The sequence below is a fragment of the Eoetvoesiella sp. genome (assembly GCF_035555955.1).
Classification (GTDB): Bacteria; Pseudomonadota; Gammaproteobacteria; order Burkholderiales; family Burkholderiaceae_B; genus Eoetvoesia.
Genome location: NZ_DATMGA010000058.1, coordinates 20,293 through 38,045, shown reverse-complemented (window position 1 = coordinate 38,045; position 17,753 = coordinate 20,293). Strand labels below are relative to the sequence as shown.

12 protein-coding genes are annotated in these 17,753 nt (G+C 63.2%); 8 read left to right on the top strand and 4 right to left on the bottom strand.

The window, feature by feature from the left end:
* On the bottom strand, positions 1-405 hold a 405-nt coding region (locus VNT00_RS13905; RefSeq protein ID WP_325588461.1), incomplete at its 3' end, for a pyridoxal-phosphate dependent enzyme.
* A gap of 304 nt (positions 406-709) precedes the next feature.
* On the opposite strand from VNT00_RS13905, the gene VNT00_RS13900 reads away from it, so the two are divergent.
* Together VNT00_RS13900 and VNT00_RS13895 are read left to right on the top strand one after the other, a co-directional pair.
* Positions 710-925, top strand: coding sequence for a FitA-like ribbon-helix-helix domain-containing protein (locus VNT00_RS13900; RefSeq protein WP_325588459.1), 216 nt, complete (start codon positions 710-712; stop codon positions 923-925).
* A complete protein-coding gene (locus VNT00_RS13895) occupies positions 925-1,338 on the top strand; it encodes a type II toxin-antitoxin system VapC family toxin (RefSeq protein ID WP_325588457.1) in 414 nt (137 codons plus the stop codon). The genes VNT00_RS13900 and VNT00_RS13895 overlap by 1 nt, the downstream gene beginning before the upstream one ends.
* Before the next feature lie 80 nt (positions 1,339-1,418).
* Here VNT00_RS13895 and VNT00_RS13890 read toward each other — a convergent pair whose 3' ends face one another.
* Positions 1,419-5,108 carry an autotransporter domain-containing protein gene (locus VNT00_RS13890; protein ID WP_325588455.1) on the bottom strand — a complete coding sequence of 1,230 codons (3,690 nt, stop codon included), beginning with the start codon at positions 5,106-5,108 and terminating at the stop codon, positions 1,419-1,421.
* Between the two features lie 1,013 nt (positions 5,109-6,121).
* Here VNT00_RS13890 and VNT00_RS13885 point away from each other — a divergent pair.
* Positions 6,122-6,688 (top strand): YqaA family protein, encoded by a 567-nt coding sequence (locus VNT00_RS13885; RefSeq protein ID WP_325588453.1) that lies wholly within the window; start codon positions 6,122-6,124, stop codon positions 6,686-6,688.
* 137 nt (positions 6,689-6,825) lie between these two features.
* Positions 6,826-10,770, top strand: a complete 3,945-nt coding sequence (locus tag VNT00_RS13880; RefSeq protein WP_325588451.1) for an FAD/FMN-binding oxidoreductase — start codon at positions 6,826-6,828, stop codon at positions 10,768-10,770.
* 55 nt (positions 10,771-10,825) lie between these two features.
* On the opposite strand, the gene phoR is transcribed toward VNT00_RS13880, so the two are convergent.
* Together phoR and phoB are read right to left on the bottom strand one after the other, a co-directional pair.
* The gene (gene phoR, locus VNT00_RS13875) at positions 10,826-12,142 is read right to left on the bottom strand and encodes a phosphate regulon sensor histidine kinase PhoR (protein WP_325588449.1); all 1,317 of its coding nucleotides are present in this window, start codon (positions 12,140-12,142) and stop codon (positions 10,826-10,828) included.
* 104 nt (positions 12,143-12,246) lie between these two features.
* Positions 12,247-12,957 (bottom strand): phosphate regulon transcriptional regulator PhoB, encoded by a 711-nt coding sequence (gene phoB / locus VNT00_RS13870; protein ID WP_325588447.1) that lies wholly within the window; start codon positions 12,955-12,957, stop codon positions 12,247-12,249.
* A gap of 191 nt (positions 12,958-13,148) precedes the next feature.
* Between phoB and ubiE the strand changes: the two genes are divergently transcribed.
* The 4 genes from ubiE (at position 13,149) to ubiB (ending at position 17,639) form a co-directional block, all read left to right on the top strand.
* Positions 13,149-13,916, top strand: coding sequence for a bifunctional demethylmenaquinone methyltransferase/2-methoxy-6-polyprenyl-1,4-benzoquinol methylase UbiE (gene ubiE, locus VNT00_RS13865; protein ID WP_325588445.1), 768 nt, complete (start codon positions 13,149-13,151; stop codon positions 13,914-13,916).
* A gap of 367 nt (positions 13,917-14,283) precedes the next feature.
* Positions 14,284-15,258 carry a Tim44 domain-containing protein gene (locus VNT00_RS13860; RefSeq protein ID WP_325588443.1) on the top strand — a complete coding sequence of 325 codons (975 nt, stop codon included), beginning with the start codon at positions 14,284-14,286 and terminating at the stop codon, positions 15,256-15,258.
* 186 nt (positions 15,259-15,444) lie between these two features.
* On the top strand, positions 15,445-16,089 hold the full coding sequence (locus tag VNT00_RS13855) for a ubiquinone biosynthesis accessory factor UbiJ (RefSeq protein ID WP_325588441.1): 645 nt from the start codon (positions 15,445-15,447) through the stop codon (positions 16,087-16,089).
* Positions 16,083-17,639, top strand: a complete 1,557-nt coding sequence (gene ubiB, locus VNT00_RS13850) for a ubiquinone biosynthesis regulatory protein kinase UbiB (RefSeq protein ID WP_325588439.1) — start codon at positions 16,083-16,085, stop codon at positions 17,637-17,639. Before VNT00_RS13855 ends, ubiB begins: the two co-directional genes overlap by 7 nt.
* The last annotated feature ends 114 nt before the right edge of the window (positions 17,640-17,753 follow it).

Below are 17,753 nucleotides of genomic sequence, written 5' to 3'. Positions count from 1 at the left end.
TTCCAGTTGCAGCGCGTGGGCGTAGGCATCCGAGAAGCTGTCGCCCGCCAGCACCGCTTCGCCGCCCAGGGCGCGCACGGCCTCGACCTTGACGTTGGGCGTGGTGGTGGGCATGACGATGACGGCGCGGCAGCCGAGCTTCCTGGCGGAAAGAGCCACGCCCTGGGCGTGATTGCCGGCAGAGGCGCAAATGACGCCCCGTTTGAGTTCGGCTGCGCTCAGGTTGGCCATTTTGTTGTAGGCGCCGCGCAGCTTGAAGCTGAAGACGACCTGGGTGTCTTCGCGTTTCAAGTAGATTTTGTTCTGAATTCGCGCGGAGATTTGCGGGGCAAATTCCAGGGGGGACTCGATGGCGACGTCGTAGACTTTGGATGTCAGTATGCGTTTCAGATAGTCGGTGGACATGGCAGGGATGAAGACGAGGGAGGAAACCCGCAAAGTGAACAGATTACCACAGGGTTTTTTCCGTTCTTCGTGCCGTGGTCTTGCCGGTGCCCACGACAACTGAAGATGATGATGGATTCATCCTGCACGGCCTACGAGCTTTCTTTTTGTCCGTGTATGCTTTCGAGGAGCAAATGGCCTTTCGAGGGCCAGCCGAGAAAGAGGGGCTGGCTGATTTGGCAAGGCTCCGAAGTTAGCGGAGTCAAGTGATTGCAATGATTGCATTTTGGCTGAATAATAGGACCATCCAGATCAGGGGAGTGCTATGACAACAAGTCTCGTAGTCCGCAACATCGAGCCTGAGGTTGTGGCGGCGTTAAGGCAAGCCGCAGCTCGTCACGGAACGAGTGCCGAAGCCGAACACCGCCGTATCTTGCGCATGGCGTTGGTTCAACCACCTCGGCGCTCCTTCAAGGATGTACTGATGAGCATGCCGCATGTGGGCGTTGACGAGGATTTTGACTTTCGTTCGGCCCGCTGATGTATTTGCTCGATACAAACGTGGTGAGTGAGTTGCGTAAGGGCGTGCGTGCCGATGCCGGCGTACGCGCTTTTTTTGCCTCGTGCGACAGTTCGGCTTTGTACTTACCCGTCCAGGTCATCGGTGAACTGCGCGCGGGTGCGGTGCGCATTCGCCGACGAGGTGACTCGCTGCAAGCTGATCGGCTTGATGGGTGGATCGACGCGCTTACCCGGGAATATGCTCAACAAATCCTTGGTTTCGATTTGGAGTGCGCCCAATTTTGGGGATGGCTTATGGGCTTGAGGCCCGACAGCCCAGTGGACAAACAGATTGCCGCTATTGCCTATAGCTACGGCTTGACGGTTCTTACACGCAACCAGCAGCATTTCGACTACCCGAGTCTTCAAACGCTGAACCCCTTCCAGGGATAGCATGTTGCCTTACTAATGCTTTTGGAGATGGCCCAGGCAGTGTCTGTCTGGGCCATCATGAATCGCTATACCTTCAGCGTTCAGAACCGGTAATCGACCCCCGCCTGCAAGGCCTGTGCATTGACGTTGCCGGTGTGCAGCCAGGCGTCGTAGCGCAGGTAGGCGCTGGTGGTCTTGCCGAGGGGCAGGGTGGTGCCCAGGCCGGCGGTGAGCTGGCCGCGCGAGTCGCGGGTGCCGGCAATGGTAAAGCCCGTGCCATCGGCCGCCGTGACCGAGACGTTCCTGTTAAGGCTTTGCGTTTCGTAGGCGTAGCCGGCGCGCAGTTGCACGCTGGCGGGCCGGGCGCTGTTGGGCAAGGTGAAGCGATAGTCCAGCGTCAGCCCCGCATAGGGCTGCAGGCTTTGCCGATGCTGGTTGCCTACGCCCAGGTTTTGCGCGGTGGGGCCGCTCTCGTCGGTGCCCAGGCCGCCCAGATAGGCATAGCGTATTCCGATCCTTGGGGTCAGCGTGACGGCCGGGCTCAGTTGCCAGGTGCGGCTGGCCTGCAGGCCGGCGCTGAATTCCTGGCCATGGCCATCGCCCTTGGCCGATCCCAGGGCGCCGAACGAGCGGGTGGTGGAGGCGAAGTCGTAGGCATAGCCCAGGGTGCCGGCCAGGGTGTAGGGACCGATGTTCTTGGCGGCGTAGCCGGCGATGCGCAGGGTGTCGAGCGTGCCGCGCGAACCGTTGCCCGATTCGCTGACCTCGCCATGGCTGTAGCCGCCGGCCAGACCCACGGTCATGCCGCGCCAGGCATGATCGAACCCGGTGAGAAAGCCGTAGTGCTGGTCGCGCACGTCGGGCGCACCGTGGTTGCCGTCGATGCGGGTGTCCGTGCCTTGGGCCTGGATCCACAGGCCGTTGGTTTGCGGGCAGGCCAGGGAGGCGCCGCCTGACGAGGGGGAAGCGCTTGCTGAGGCCGCGCCATGGTTGTTGCCTAGAGCGCTTGCCGCGCCCGTCGTGCCGCAAGGCCCGGCCAACCGGCTCAACAGAATGTCGTTGGCCGCCTGCCCGGCGCGCAGCGCCGAGGAACCCATCGCGCCGAAGATAGTGGCCTGCGTGGGTGCCACCACCAGGGCCGTTACGTCCAGATTCACACCTAGTGCATCGTAGAGCACCTTGTATTCGACGTTCGTCGGGTTATTGGCGGTAACGCTGGAGAATGTGCCGTTGACCGCCTTGGCACTGAGGATCGGGTAGCTCCGGCTGGTGTAGGTGCCCGGCCCGTACAGCAGGTTCAGCGTGCCGGCCAGACTGGCTGTGCCGCCCACCTTCAGTTGCGACGCCTCGGTCGGGCTGACTTCGATCTGCAGCGTGCCGTCCGGCGACTGCGAATAGTTTCCTCCTATGGTCAGCGTGCCGATGGAGCCGCCCGGCCAGACGATGCCGGTGCTGTCCACATTGCCCGCGATGCTGCCGTGGCCGCGCAGCGTGCCGCCGTTGTTGACCGCCACAGCGCCCTGGATGCTGGCCGAGGGGTGATCCGCATCGCCCACCTCCAGCGTGCCGGCATTGACCATGGTGCCGCCTGTATAGGTGTTGATGCCGTTCAGCGTCAGTGTGCCTGTGCCGTTCTTTAGCAGGCTGCCTCCCGCACCCTGGATGACGCCGGAGTAGGCGCCACTGGCATTGGCAAGGGTCAAGGCTTTGCCGCCGAGCATTACCGTGCCGTTGTCGCCCTCAAGATTCTGTATGGTGGCGCCGCTGGTAGTGGCCGAAATATCGAACGTTCCGCCGTTGTGGATAGCGATGCCGCTGGAAGCAGAGATGCTGCCCGCATCCGCCAGCGCCAGTGTCCCGGTGTTGATTGTGGTTGAGCCCGTGTAGGTGTTCGCCCCGTCCAGGGTCAACTTGCCGCCGTTGACCGTCAAGCCGCCTCCTTCGCCCTGGATGACTCCCGAGTAATCGCCGCTGGCGTTGCCGAGGGTCAGGGTTTTGCTCCCCAGCATGACCGTGCCTTCGCCTTCCAGGCTTTGTATGGTGGCGCCGTTGTTGGTGGCGGAAATGTCGAACGTGGCGCAGTCGCAGAGATCGACGCCGCTGGAGTTGGCGATGCTGCCCGCGCCCGACAGCGCCACTGTGCCAGAAGTAATCCAGGTTGGGCCTGTGTAGGTGTTGATATTGGTGAGTACCAGCTTGCCATCGCCCGCTATGCCGAGTGAGCCAGCAGAGGTTCCGTCGCTGATAATTCCGGAAAGCGTTTCGATATGGCCCGAGTCCATCCAGAAAGCCGTTTCGCCGCTCAGCTTGAAATTGTTGGCCAGGTTCAGGCCGTCCGCATCGAATATTAGATAGGTACTGTCGGATATAGCGACCGTACCAGTGCCTAGCGAGCTATCTTTGCCTACTGCGACCACAGCGTTGGCGCCTATGGATGTGCCGCCTTGATAGGAGTTGTCGCCGTACAGGTATTCGGCGCCGCCGTCACTGATGACTAGCCCGCCCGCGCCTTCGATGCTCCCTTCGTAGACGCCACTGGCATTGCTCAGGGTCAGTGTCTTGTCGCCCAGTTTGACCCTGCCGAAGCCACTCAGGCTTTGTATGGTAGCGCCGCTGTTTGTGCCCGAGATGTCGAGCGCGCCGCAGTCGCAAATGTCGACGTTGCTGGAGCTGGCAATGCTGCCCGAGCCCGATAGCGCCAGCGTGCCCTCGTCGATCCATGTTTCGCCAGTATAGGTATTGAGGTTGGTGAGAACGAGGGTTCCGCCGCCATCAAGCGATAATAAGCCGTGAGAGGTGTCGTCGTCGACAATGCCGGATATTGTGGCCGTTTGGTTGAGAGATACTGAGAAGGTCGAGTCGCTGTTCAGTTTGAAGCCGTTCGCCAAACTTAGCCCGTCGCTCTTGAAGGCCAGTGTACTGCCGTCGTCCATCGTGACCGTACCCGAACCCAGGGCGCTGCTGTGGCCGACCCCCAGCGTATGGCTGTCAGCAATTTCCGTGCCGCCCGTATAGGTGTTTGCCCCTGTCAGCGTCAGAGTGCCTTCGCCATCCTGGATCAGCGTGCCGTCGCCTGTAATGATGTTGGCCACGGTTTGCTTGTCAGATTGCTTGAAGGTGAGAGTGCCGGCCTGGATGTCGATATTGCCGTCTAAGCGCCAGCTAGAGCCTTCAACGGCTAGGAAGTTGTCGCCGCCAGTGAACTGCAGGGCGGCGGCCTGCGTGCCGCCTCCGCCCAAACCGCCCGAGATTGTACCGGCGTTGATGATGGAAATATTGGAGCCGGCGATGCCGGCGCCGCCCGCTCCGGCCATGCCTGGTGCTGTTGAACCGTTTGATGCCGTTCCTGCCGCCCCTCCCGCGCCGCCGATGATGGTACCGCTGTTGTTTACGTCTCCGCCGTTGATCAGCAGCACGCCGGCTCCGCCAGACCCGCCGTTTCCTGTGCGGGCGAAGTTGCTGTTGCCGCCTACGCCGCCGCTGCCTCCGGTGATTTCACCACCGCTTTGGTTCGTCAGACTGCTTGCTCCCGTAAGCACGGCTCCCGCGCCGCCGTCGCCGCCGCTGCCGCCACTGACGGCTTGACCTACAGCCCCGGCTCCGCCGTTGCCGCCTAGTAATGTCCCAGCGTTGTTATATGCACCCGAGCCTTTCAGAAGCACGGCGCCGCCGCCAGCGCCGCCCCCGCCTGAACCCCCGAACTGCCCTCCATTGCCGCCACCTGCACCGCCCGAGCCGCCGTTGATTGCGGCGCTCGACTGATTGCTCGCCGCGTCCGTAGTGTTCAGCATTAAGCCAAAACCACCCCCGCCGCCGCCGCCACCCCCGCCTCCGCCGCTATTAACAACCCAGGTGCCGGCGATGCCTACGTCGCCGTTAATGCCGGAAAGGGACGAGGTGTTTTCCATTATCGTCGTGCTGCCGACGCCCCCGCCAGAGCCACCTGCTCCTGGGGTGCCGTCGGCGCCAATTCCCCCATTGCCGCCTTTGCCGCCCTCGCCCGTGGAAAAACTTACCCCACCCCCACCCCCACCCCCACCCCCTTTGCGATAAGTAGTGCCGGTGTTGTCTACCCCATCTTGACCCGCTGGACTCGCCGGCGTGCCTCCAGGACTGGTTCGAGTGTCGCCGGAGGCTGCGCCGCCGGCGCCGCCATCGGCCCATGCTGGATGAGCCAGGGCTCCAAGCGTGGCGAAGGCGCAGGCAGTCAATGCCCAGCGCAGTGTGCGGCGGGGAAGAAAAAGCGGGGTAGGTGAGAAAGGTGGAATGACGGGGTGGTTGGTCGGGCAGAAGAAAAGAGGCTCCAGCCTGGTTTGCGGTTTGGAGTCTCGGGTCGACGTTTTTGTAGTCATGATGTTGCCTTTTCTCTGGATCGGCCATGCTGGCCTACAAGCGAGCCGCTCGCGGTGGCGGCGATGCAGCTATGTGGCAGGGGGCGGGCCTGTCGGTGCGTTCGGAATCGCCGGGTGCAATGGCTCAGCGGGGTCAGGCTGGAGAGCTTGGTGTGCTGGGCAAGGGTTTTACTAATAAACGACGTTAACTCTTGATACAAATTGCAGACATTTGAGCATCTTCATTCGTGGAGTTCAATACTGATTTCTCCTTTTTTTCTTTCTATAGCCAGCCGGTATATTTAAGGTAGGGCGGAAGCCGGGTCGAATTGTCTGCCCCCTGACCTAGCATGGCCAGTGGGCGTGCCCCGCTCGGGAAGAGCACAGCTGATCCTGGTGGGTAGCTCCCGGTCTTCCACCCGCTTCCATGGATTCCCGTTGGCCTTCCCGATTCTTCTGTAGACTAGCGCCCTATGCAAGCATGGATTCACGCGTCGATTCATTGGCTGCTGGCCGCCCTGGCATTGCCCAAGGTGGGCCTGAGCGCCATTTTCCTGGTGAGCCTCGTGTCGGCCACATTGCTGCCGCTGGGGTCCGAGCCGGTGGTTTTCGCTTATGCCAAGGCCGTGCCGGACATGTTCTGGCCGGCAGTGGCTGCGGCGACGGTGGGCAATACGCTGGGCGGGATCATTACCTACTATATGGGGCTTGGCGCCGAGAAGGCCTTCGAGCGCTGGAAAGAACGGCACGGGCATGCGGCGGCGAGCCACGAGCACGAGGCCGCCCGGCGTGCGAAGCCGGCGGGCCTGGCGCAGATAGGCGGACGCTGGCATCCGCATATCAGCCAGTGGGTGCACAAACTGGGACCCGCCGTCATGTTCTTCACATGGCTGCCGGTGGTGGGCGACCCGTTGTGCGCCGTGGGCGGCTGGCTCAAACTGCCGTTCTGGCCGTCGGTCTTTTACATGGCCCTGGGCAAGTTCGTGCGCTACGCGGGGATGACGGCCGGGCTGCTGTGGGTGTTTCCCGGTTTGCTGTAAAGGCCGCCGCCCGCGCTCACGGCCGATCCTGAACATGCCGCTGCAACGCTCGCCTGCCGGCCCGGCTTGGCCGGGGTCTCCCGGTTCGATGCAGTAAACTTGCAGCTAAAACTGCAATTCCCCTCCCCCGAGAAGCCATGAACGCCCCTCTAGCCAGTCAGTTGCTTGCCGCCAAGGCCCCCCTTGAGCAAACGCCGCGCTTGCGCGAAATTCCCTACAACTACACGTCTTTCGCCGATCGCGAGATCGTGTCCCGGTTGTTGGGCGACGAGGCATGGCAATGGCTGAGCGATTTGCGCAGTGAACGCCGCACGGGGCGCTCGGCGCGCATGCTGTTCGAGGTCCTGGGCGATATCTGGGTCGTGCGGCGCAATCCCTATTTGCAGGACGACCTGCTCGACAACCCCAAGCGCCTGCGCCAGCTCATCGAAGCGCTGAACCATCGCCTGACCGAAATCGACAACCGGCGCGACGGCAGCGATGCAAACCGCGACGACAAAGTGGCGCACCTGCTGCAGGCGGCGCGCGGCGCCGTGGCGGCCTTCGAAAACGAATTCAGCCAGACCCGCGATTTGCGCAAGCGCGTGCAGCGCCGCCTGGCGCGCGTCACGGCCCGCGACAACATCAAGTTCGACGGCCTGTCCAGGGTGTCGCACGTTACCGATGCGACCGACTGGCGCGTGGAATACCCCTTTGTGGTGCTGACGCCCGACAACGAGGCTGAAATGGCTGCGCTGGTGCGCGCCTGCATCGAACTGGGTCTGACCATCATTCCGCGCGGGGGCGGCACCGGCTATACGGGCGGCGCCATTCCGCTGACCTGGCGTTCGGTGGTCATCAACACCGAAAAGCTCGATGCGCTGGGCGAGGTCGAGCAAACTTCGCTGCCCGGCCTGGCCGAGCCCGTGGCCACCGTGCTGACGGGCGCGGGCGTCGTCACCAAGCGCGTCACCGAGGCGGCCGAAGCCGCGGGCTTCGTGTTCGCGGTGGATCCGACTTCGGCCGACGCCTCCTGTGTGGGCGGCAACGTGGCCATGAACGCCGGCGGCAAGAAGGCCGTGCTGTGGGGCACGGCGCTGGACAACCTGGCCTGGTGGCGCATGGTCGACCCGCAGGGCGACTGGCTGGAAGTGACCCGGCTCGAGCACAATATGGGCAAGATCCACGACGTGGACCAGGCCCGCTTCGAACTCAAGTGGTTCGACGGCAAGGCCGCGCCCGGCGCCAAGCTGCTGCGTTCCGAAACCCTGGTCATCGAAGGCTCCAGGTTCCGCAAGGCGGGGCTGGGCAAGGACGTGACCGACAAATTCCTGGCCGGGCTGCCGGGGGTGCAAAAAGAAGGCTGCGACGGGCTGATCACCTCGGCGCGCTGGGTGCTGCACCGCATGCCCAGCCACACCCGCACGGTCTGTCTGGAGTTCTTCGGCCAGGCGCGCGACGCCATTCCGTCCATCGTCGAAGTCAAGAACTTCCTTGACGGCCCCGGCCGCGCCAGCGGCGCCATCCTGGCCGGCCTGGAGCATCTGGACGAGCGCTATCTGCGCGCCGTGGGCTATGCGGCCAAGAGCAAGCGCGGCGCCTTCCCCAAGATGGTGCTGTTCGGCGACATCGTGGGAGACGATGCCGATGCGGTGGCGGCCGCCGCCAGCGAAGTCGTGCGCCTGGCCAACACGCGCCACGGCGAAGGCTTCGTGGCCGTAAGCGCCGAGGCCCGCAAGAAGTTCTGGCTGGACCGCGCGCGCACGGCGGCCATTGCAAGGCATACCAATGCCTTCAAGATCAACGAAGACGTCGTCATTCCCCTGAACCGCATGGGCGAATATACCGACGCCATCGAGCGCATCAACATCGAGCTTTCCACCCGCAACAAGCTGCGCCTGCTCGACCAGTTGGAATTGTTCCTGAGCAGCGGCGAGCTGCCAGTGGGCAAGACCGAAGACCACGACGACGTCGTGCACACGCGAGCCGAGATCTTCGAAGAGCGCCGCAACGACGCGGTGGTTACCCTGCAGGCGGTGCGCGAGCGCTGGACCTGGCTATTGGACAACTTGGACATGCCGCTGGCGCAGGGCTTGCCCATCATGCTCGACCTGGGCATGCAGGATCTGCAGCAGGTGCTGGAGCAGCGCCTGCGCGACCAGCCCAGCGTCCGTGTGTTCGACGTGGTGCAGGATCACACCGTGCGCGTTTCCTGGAAGACCGAAGTGCGCGCCCTGATGGAGCGGTATTTCGGCGGCTCCGATTGCGCGGCGGTGCTGGCCGAGATCCAGGCCATTCACGACCGCGTGCTCAAGGGGCGGGTGTTCGTGGCCCTGCACATGCACGCGGGCGACGGCAACGTGCACACCAATATCCCTGTCAACTCCGACAACTACGAGATGCTGCGCGAAGCCAACCAGGCCGTGGCGCGCATCATGCAGATCGCGCGCGATCTCGATGGCGTGATTTCCGGCGAGCACGGCATCGGCCTGACCAAATACGAATTCCTGACCCAGGACGAGCTGCAGCCCTTCCAGGACTACAAGCGCCGGGTCGATCCGGAAGGGCGGTTCAACGCCGGCAAGCTCATGCCTGGCGCCGACCTGCGCCACGCCTGGACACCCAGCTTCAACCTCATGGGCCACGAATCGCTCATCATGCAGCAAAGCGAGATCGGCGCCATTTCCACCGCCATCAAGGACTGCCTGCGCTGCGGCAAGTGCAAGCCGGTGTGCGCCACCCACGTGCCGCGCGCCAACCTGCTGTACTCGCCGCGCAACAAGATCCTGGCCACCTCGCTGCTCATCGAGGCCTTCCTGTACGAAGAGCAGACGCGCCGGGGCGTGAGCCTGAAGCACTGGGAAGAGTTCGAGGACGTGGCCGACCATTGCACCATCTGCCACAAGTGCTACAACCCCTGTCCGGTGGACATCGACTTCGGCGATGTCTCCATGGAAATGCGCGCCTTGCTGCGCCGCATGGGCAAGAAGTCGTTCAACCCCGGCACCACGGCGGCCATGTTCTTCCTGAACGCCAAGGATCCGCGCGTCATCAAGGCCACGCGCAAGGCCATGATCGATTTCGGCTACAAGGCCCAGCGCGCCGCCCACGACCTGTTCAAGGCGCCGGCCCGCAAGCAGATGGCCGCGCCGCCCGCGACCATCGGCAAAGCGCCCGTGCGCGAGCAGGTCATCCACTTCGTCAACAAGCGCATGCCGGGCGGCCTGCCCAAGCAGACGGCGCGCAAGCTGCTGGACATTGAAAACCCCGATTACGTGCCCATCATCCGCAATCCGGACGCAACCTCTTCGGACAGCGAGGCGGTGTTCTATTTTCCGGGTTGTGGTTCCGAGCGCCTGTTTTCCCAGGTGGGCCTGGCGACGCAGGCCATGCTGTGGCATGTGGGTGTGCAAACGGTCCTGCCGCCGGGCTATCTGTGCTGCGGCTACCCGCAACGCGGCAATGGCATGAACGACAAGGCCGAGAAAATCATCACCGACAACCGCGTGCTGTTCCACCGCATGGCCACCACGCTCAATTACCTGGACATCAAGACGGTGGTGGTCAGTTGCGGAACCTGCTACGACCAATTGGCCGGCTACGAGTTCGACAAGATCTTCCCGGGCTGTCGCCTCATCGACATCCACGAGTACCTGCTCGAAAAAGGCCTGCATCTGGAAGGCATTACCGGCACGCGCTACATGTACCACGACCCTTGCCACACGCCGATGAAGTTGCAGGATCCCATGAAGACGGTCAAGGCGCTGGTGGGCGACGCCACCATCAAGGCGGATCGCTGCTGCGGCGAGTCGGGCACGCTGGCGGTGTCGCGCCCCGACATTTCCACCCAGGTGCGTTTTCGCAAGCAGGAAGAACTGGCCAAGAACACGGCGCAGATCCGCGCCGACGGCTTCGACGGCGAGGTTAAGATACTTACCTCGTGCCCGTCGTGCCTGCAGGGTCTTTCGCGCTACGAGGAAGACACCGGCATGGACGCGGACTACATCGTCATTGAAATGGCCAAGCACATCCTGGGCGAAACCTGGATGGAAGACTACGTGCGCGACGCGAACGCCGGCGGCATCGAGCGCGTGCTGGTGTAGTTTTCCCGCCCTGTCCGCGGCAAGGCGGGGCGAAGCCCGAGGCGATCGCCGCGGCTTACGCGCCTGGCGGGCTGTCTTCGGGCTGGATGACGACCCGGGGGGCGGGGAACTCCACCGAGAAGATGCTGCCGGCGCCGAAGCGGCTGCGGATGTGCAGCTCGGCGTTGTGGCGCATGGCGACGTGCTTGGTAATGGCCAGGCCCAGGCCGGTGCCGCCGGTGGCGCGCGAACGGCCGCGGTCGACGCGGTAGAAGCGTTCGGTAAGCCTGGGAATGTCTTGCGAGGCGATGCCGATGCCGGTGTCCTGCACCGAATAGCAGGCGCTTCCGGTTTCGGTGATGTACCAGCTTACGGTAATGGTGCCGTCCTTGGGTGTGTAGCGTACAGCGTTGGTCAGCAGATTGCTGACGGCCGAGGCCAGTTCCGACTCGATGCCCAGTACGCACAGGCTTTTGTCGATGTTCTCCACAAAAACATGCTGGCCGCTCGATAGCGTCTTGGCCTGCAGCAGGGCGTTGTCGATGACCTTCGCCAGGCGCACGGGCTCGCCGATGGAAGAGGGCGAGGATTCCAGCGTGGAAAGCGTAAGCAGGTCGGCCACGATGGCCTCCATGCGCGTAGCCTGTTCCATCATCAGCGTGTGGTAGTGCTCGCGCTGTTCGGCGCTGAGTGAATCGCCGGGCATGTCGTGCAGGGTTTCCAGGAACCCCGACAACACAGTGAGCGGCGTGCGCAATTCGTGCGAGACATTGGCCACGAAGTCCTTGCGGGTGGTTTCCAGCTTTTCCACCTGGGTGACGTCGCGCGTCACGATCAGGAACTGCTTGATGCCGTAGGGGGTCAGCTGCACCAGCAGGGATTTTTCCTGGCCGTCCTTGGACAGGTGCAGCAGTATTGGCTCGGGCCACGAGACTTGCCGGCCGTATTTCGCGAACTCGGGCGCCCGCAAAATATTGAAGATGCTGAAGCCCTTGTCGGTGGCCAGCTTCAGGCCGGTGTGTTCGCTTGCGGTCTTGTTGCACCAGGTGATCTGCATTTCCTCGTCGAGCGTGATGGCGCCGTCGGGCAGAGCTTCGGCGGCCAGCATGATGCTGTCCACCTGACGATGCAGTTCGTCGATCTTGCTGTGGTTCTTGCGCAGCTGCCGGTAGATGACGGCCAGCACGTCGTCCCAGGGGCCGACCGAGACGGGCGGGGGGGCCTCGATGTTCCTGGCCCAGCGGCTGATCTTCGACAACTGCGCTCCGCTGATCAGGATCATCGCCGCCAGGCCGAAGACCAGGATCGCCCAGCCGGTGGTGGCGTTGATCCATGTCCCGGCCAGCCAGGCAGCCAAGCCCCACAAGCCCATCGAGATTAATGTTTTGGTCATGCTAGTTGCAGCGTCGTTTCGGTGAAGCTTTGCGGGCGGCCCGGCTATGCTATGTATAGTCTGGAAAAAGAAACTATACCTTACATCGTGTTGTGTTCCGGGGCTCAGGCTTGAGCCGTCGCCGCGGCCGGCTGGGCCGTGAAACGGTAGCCGGCGCCGCGCACGGTTTCGATGTGGTTCTCGTGCCCGCCGGGCTCCAGGGCCTTGCGCAGCCGGCGGATGTGCACGTCCACGGTGCGCTCCTCCACGAACACGTGGTCGCCCCATACCTGGTCCAGCAGTTGCGTCCGCGAGAATACGCGCTCGGTATGCGTCATGAAGAAATGCAGCAGACGGAACTCGGTGGGGCCGATGGTAAGGTTGATGCCATTGCCTGTGACACGGTGCGTCGTCGGGTCCAGTTGCAGGCTGCCGATGGCGATGATGTCGTCGGTGAGCTGGGGCGCGCGGCGGCGCAGCACCGCCTTGATGCGCGCAATCAGCTCTTTGGGCGAGAAGGGCTTGGTGATGTAGTCGTCGGCGCCGGCCTCCAGGCCTTCTATTTTGTCGTGCTCCGAGCCTTTGGCGGTCAGCATGATGACGGGAACCTGGCGGGTGCGCTCGTCGCCGCGCAGTTGCCTGGCCAGAGTAATGCCCGAGGCGCCTGGCAGCATCCAGTCCAGCAGGATGAGGTCGGGCAGCTCGGCCCGGATCAGGGTTTGCGCCTGCTCCGCATCGAAGGCCCGCAATACCTTGTGCCCAGCGAAACTCAGGTTGACGGAAATCAGCTCCTGGATGGCGGGTTCATCTTCGATGACGAGTATGGTTGTGCTCATGGGCGGAATCTTTGCAGTGGTGTTTTGGGTATGAAGCCTGCAGTTTATGGACGAATTGTTTCAGGTTTGTGAATTTCACGAGGCCTGGACAGGACGTTGCGCGGGTGGATTTAAAATAGGCCTGCCAGTGCCAGGCCGTCGCTGCCGCTTGCCGAATCCTTCTTTGCCCCGATGGGGTACGATAACGCATCATGCAAAATTCCACTTCCTCCGACCAGTCCCCCGAGTCGACCACCCATTTTGGCTATAAAACCGTCAGCGAGGCCGAAAAAGCCGGCAAGGTGGCCGAGGTATTCCATTCGGTGGCATCGCGCTACGACATCATGAACGACCTGATGTCGGGCGGCCTGCATCGGGTGTGGAAAATGTTCACCATCGGCCGTGCCGCTGTCCGCCCGGGCATGAAGGTGCTGGACATTGCCGGCGGCACGGGCGACCTGGCCAAGGCGTTCGCGAAAAAGGCCGGACCGTCGGGCCAGGTATGGCTGACCGACATCAACGATTCCATGCTGCGCGTGGGGCGCGACCGCCTCATGGATCACGGGGTTCTGGTTCCCACCGCCGTGTGCGACGCCGAAAAGCTGCCGTTCCCCGACGGTTATTTCGACCGCGTCAGCGTGGCTTTCGGCTTGCGCAACATGACGCACAAAGACCGGGCGCTGGCCGAAATGCGGCGGGTGCTGAAGCCGGGCGGCAAGCTGCTGGTGCTGGAGTTTTCGCGCGTGGCCAAGCCCCTGGCCCCCGCCTACGACTGGTATTCCTTCAATATCCTGCCCTGGATAGGCAAGAAAGTGGCGGGCGACGAAGACAGCTACCGCTATCTGGCGGAGTCCATCCGCATGCATCCCGACCAGGAAACCTTGGCCGCCATGCTCGAGACGGCGGGTTTGTCGCGGGTGCGCTACTTCAACCTCACGGCAGGCGTCGTGGCGCTGCACGAAGGCGTGAAGCTGGACTGATCGCCCCCTCTTGTTTTTGCGGTGCGCCATGGCTTGGCCGCGGAAAGCCGTCCAAGCGGCCCTTCCACCCGCGCTCTCGTCCCGCTTTAGCGGCCGGCCTGTTCGCTGCGCCAAGAGGCTTTCCGGTGCGCTTCGCTGAAAGCCTGTTCCAAAGGCTGTCCTAAAAACTTCCCCAAAATACTTCCTCAACGGGCCCAGGCAGGGCTCCGCCTTTGTTTTTTTGGAACTCTCCCCGGTTTTTCTCCGATTAATCGTGTTTTAAGTTAATATTCAGCTTGTAGTAAGAAAACGCTGCGGGGCGTTTTCCTTGAACAACACAGTATCCAGCGCCAGGCCCCGGCCGTGCGCTTCTACCGGAGAACACGACATGTCTCGAAGACTTCACAGATTTTTTGCCATCGCCATGCTGGCGGTGTCGGCGGGCGCCCTGATGTCGGCCTCGTTCGACGCCGAGGCGCGGCGCCTGGGGGGTGGCAAGAGCTTTGGGCGGCAGTCGTCCAACATTACCCAGCAGCGCCAGGCGGTTACGCCCCCGGCGGCAGCTTCGGCCACCCAGCGCAGCGCGGCGCCGGCGGCAGCCGCCGGAAGCGCCGCAGCGGCCGGCACGGCAGCCAAAAGCGGCATGTCGCGCTTCCTGGGCCCCATTGCCGGCATAGCCGCGGGTCTGGGCATTGCAGCCTTGCTGTCCAACCTGGGGCTGGGCGGCGCCTTCCTCGAAATGATGTCCAGCATGGTGCTCATCGCCCTGCTGGTCTTTGCCGTCATGTTCATCGTGCGGCGCCTGCGCGGCGCTTCGTCCGCGGCGCGGCCGGCCATGCAGGGGGCGCAAGGCACGTTCCGTACTTCCGGCAGCGGCAATGCGCCGGCCCAGCCATGGGGCCAGCCCAGCCAGCCGGCGCACGAGCCTGCCGCATCCGTTGCCTCGGCGCCCGCCGCGCCGGCCGACGAAAGCTGGTTCATTCCCGGCGATTTCGACACCTCCACTTTCCTGGCCAATGCCAAGGCGCAGTTCATCGCCATCCAAAAAATCTGGGACAGCGGCGATGTCGATCGTCTTTCCGAATACCTGACCGACGATCTCATCGCCGAGATCAAGCCGCAGATCCTCGCGCGCGAAGGCAAGCCCGAAACCACCGAAGTGGTGTTGCTCAATGCCGAATTGCTGGGTATCGAGGCCGTTGCGGGCGGCCACCTGGCCAGCGTGCGCTATTCGGGCATGCTGCGCGAGTCCGCCGGGGCGGAAGCCTTCCGCTTCGAGGAAGTATGGAATCTTTATAAAGCCGAGGAAGCGGGCTGGCTGCTGGCCGGCATCCAGCAAATCCCCGTCGACGACGCCAGTTAGTCGAACGCAGCGCCAATCAGCCGCCGGCACGCCCGAGCGCTGGTTCTGGCGGAACAATCCGGGCCGGCCCTTCGGGCGCCGGCCCGGATTGTTTGCATTCCGCCCGGCAAAGATTTTTCTATTGTCAGTTAAACTTAGGGCTGGAATATTTTTCCCTGTGTTTCGCGCTGGCCGCGAACCTTCGCCATGCTTCCTATTCCCTCTTTTCTTGCTCCCGCTCATGTTTTCGCCAGCGCGCTCAACAAGCTGCTGCGGCGCGAGCCATGGGCGCTTGAAAAGCTGGCCCGCCATGCCGGAAAAACCGTCCGTTTTTCCGTCGGGCCCTGGGTGGCGGGGTTGACGCTGCTGTCCGATGGCGGCGTGCAGCCGTCCGATCCGGCGGTCGTCCCCGATGTCATGCTGACCATTCCTTCCGCGAACCTGGGGCAGCTGCCGCAGGCCCTGCGCTCTGCCGACCCTTCGGAAATCGCCGGCCTCATGCATGTGCAGGGCGATGCGGGCCTTGCCGCCGTCGTGTCCGAACTGGCGCGTGACCTGCGTTGGGACGTCGAAGACGACCTGGCCAGGGTGGTGGGCGATGTTGCGGCGGTGCGCCTCATGGGAGGCGCCCGAAAGCTGTTGGACGGCACGCGGCTTGCGGGCCGCCGCCTCGCGGGCAATATGGGCGAATACCTGTCCGAGGAAAGCCGTGTCCTGGTGTCCCGGCCGCCGTTCATCGAATGGCAGGCCGGCGTCCAGGCGGCGCTGCGGCGCCTCGATGCGCTTGAGCGCAGCGTGGCGGGGCTGGAACATAGCGCCGCGCGCCAAGGCCGGAATAACCGCGCATGCTGACCCTGTTTCGATTCGTCCGCATCGTATTCATAGCGCTGCGCTACCGGCTCGACGAGCTGGTGTTGTCCAGCATCAAGCATCCCATCGCCCATTGCCTGCTGCGCATCGTCCGTTTCGGGCGTCCGCCCCGGGTTCCGCGCGGCGTGCGCCTGCGCCTGGCGCTGGAGTCCCTGGGGCCCATTTTCGTCAAGTTCGGCCAGGTGCTGTCCACGCGCCGCGATCTCATTCCCCTGGATGTCGCCACCGAGCTGGCCTTGCTGCAGGACCGCGTGCCGCCGTTTCCCTCCGACAAGGCGGCGGCCTGCATCGAAGCGGCGCTGGGCAGCTCTCCGCACCAGCTGTTCCGGCATTTCGAGGTCGATCCGGTGGCGTCGGCCTCGATTGCCCAGGTGCATTTTGCCGTCATGCATGACGGGCGCGAGGTCGCTGTCAAGGTGCTGCGCCCGGGCATGCTCGGTATTATCGAAAAGGACCTGGCGCTGATGCGGGTGCTGGCCAGCGTGGTCGAGCGGCTTGCGCCCGACAGCCGGCGGCTGAAGCCGCGCGAGGTCGTGGCCGAATTCAACAAATACCTGCACGACGAACTGGACCTGGTGCGCGAAGCCGCCAATTGCAGCCAGTTGCGGCGCAATTTCGGGCCGGATACCGGCCGCGCGCATTTGCTCATGGTGCCGGAAGTGGTCTGGGAATTGACCACGACTACGGTGTTCACCATGGAAAGAATGCACGGCATACCGGTAAGCCACATCGACCGCCTGCGGGCGGCGGGGGTCAATATCGGCGAGCTGGCCCGCATGGGGGTCGAAATATTCTTCACCCAGGTCTTTGCCGACGGCTTTTTCCATGCCGACATGCATCCGGGGAATATCTACGTTTCCGATTCGCCCGATACCCTTGGGCGCTATATCGCCCTGGATTTCGGCATTGTGGGTTCGCTCTCCGAACACGACAAGAACTATCTGGCGCAGAACTTCCTGGCCTTTTTCCGGCGCGACTATCGCCGTGTGGCGCAGCTGCACATCGAATCGGGCTGGGTGCCCGCCGGCACGCGCGAAGAGGAACTCGAAGGGGCGGTGCGGGCCGTGTGCGAGCCTTATTTCGACCGCCCCCTGGCCGAGATTTCATTGGGGCAGGTGTTGCTGCGCCTGTTCCAGACCTCGCGGCGCTTCAACGTCGAAATCCAGCCGCAACTGGTTCTGTTGCAAAAAACGCTGCTGAATGTCGAAGGGATGGGGCGCGAACTGGACCCGGCGCTGGATCTCTGGAAAACGGCCAAGCCCTTTCTGGAGAAATGGATGCGCGAAAGGGTGGGGCTGGCCGGGTTGCGCCAGCGCCTGGACAAAGAGGCGGCGCAGTGGGTGCAGATTCTGCCCGAATTGCCGCGCCTGGTGCACGGCAACCTGTCGCGCCCGGACTCCCTGCCGCAAATCAAGCAGGAAATCGACCAGTTGCGCCGCGCCCAGGAACACACCAATCGCTTGCTCATGGTCTTTGCCGCCACGGTGGCGGTAGCCGTGGGCGTTGCAATTTGGGCACTTGCGGGACAATAAATTGGGTATTACGCTAAACCTTATGATTTTTAGTGTATTGCAGCAATCCTGACACATAGATGATAAAAAGGGGCTATACCATGAACGCAGTCAGGAGCGTGAACGGCAAAAGCT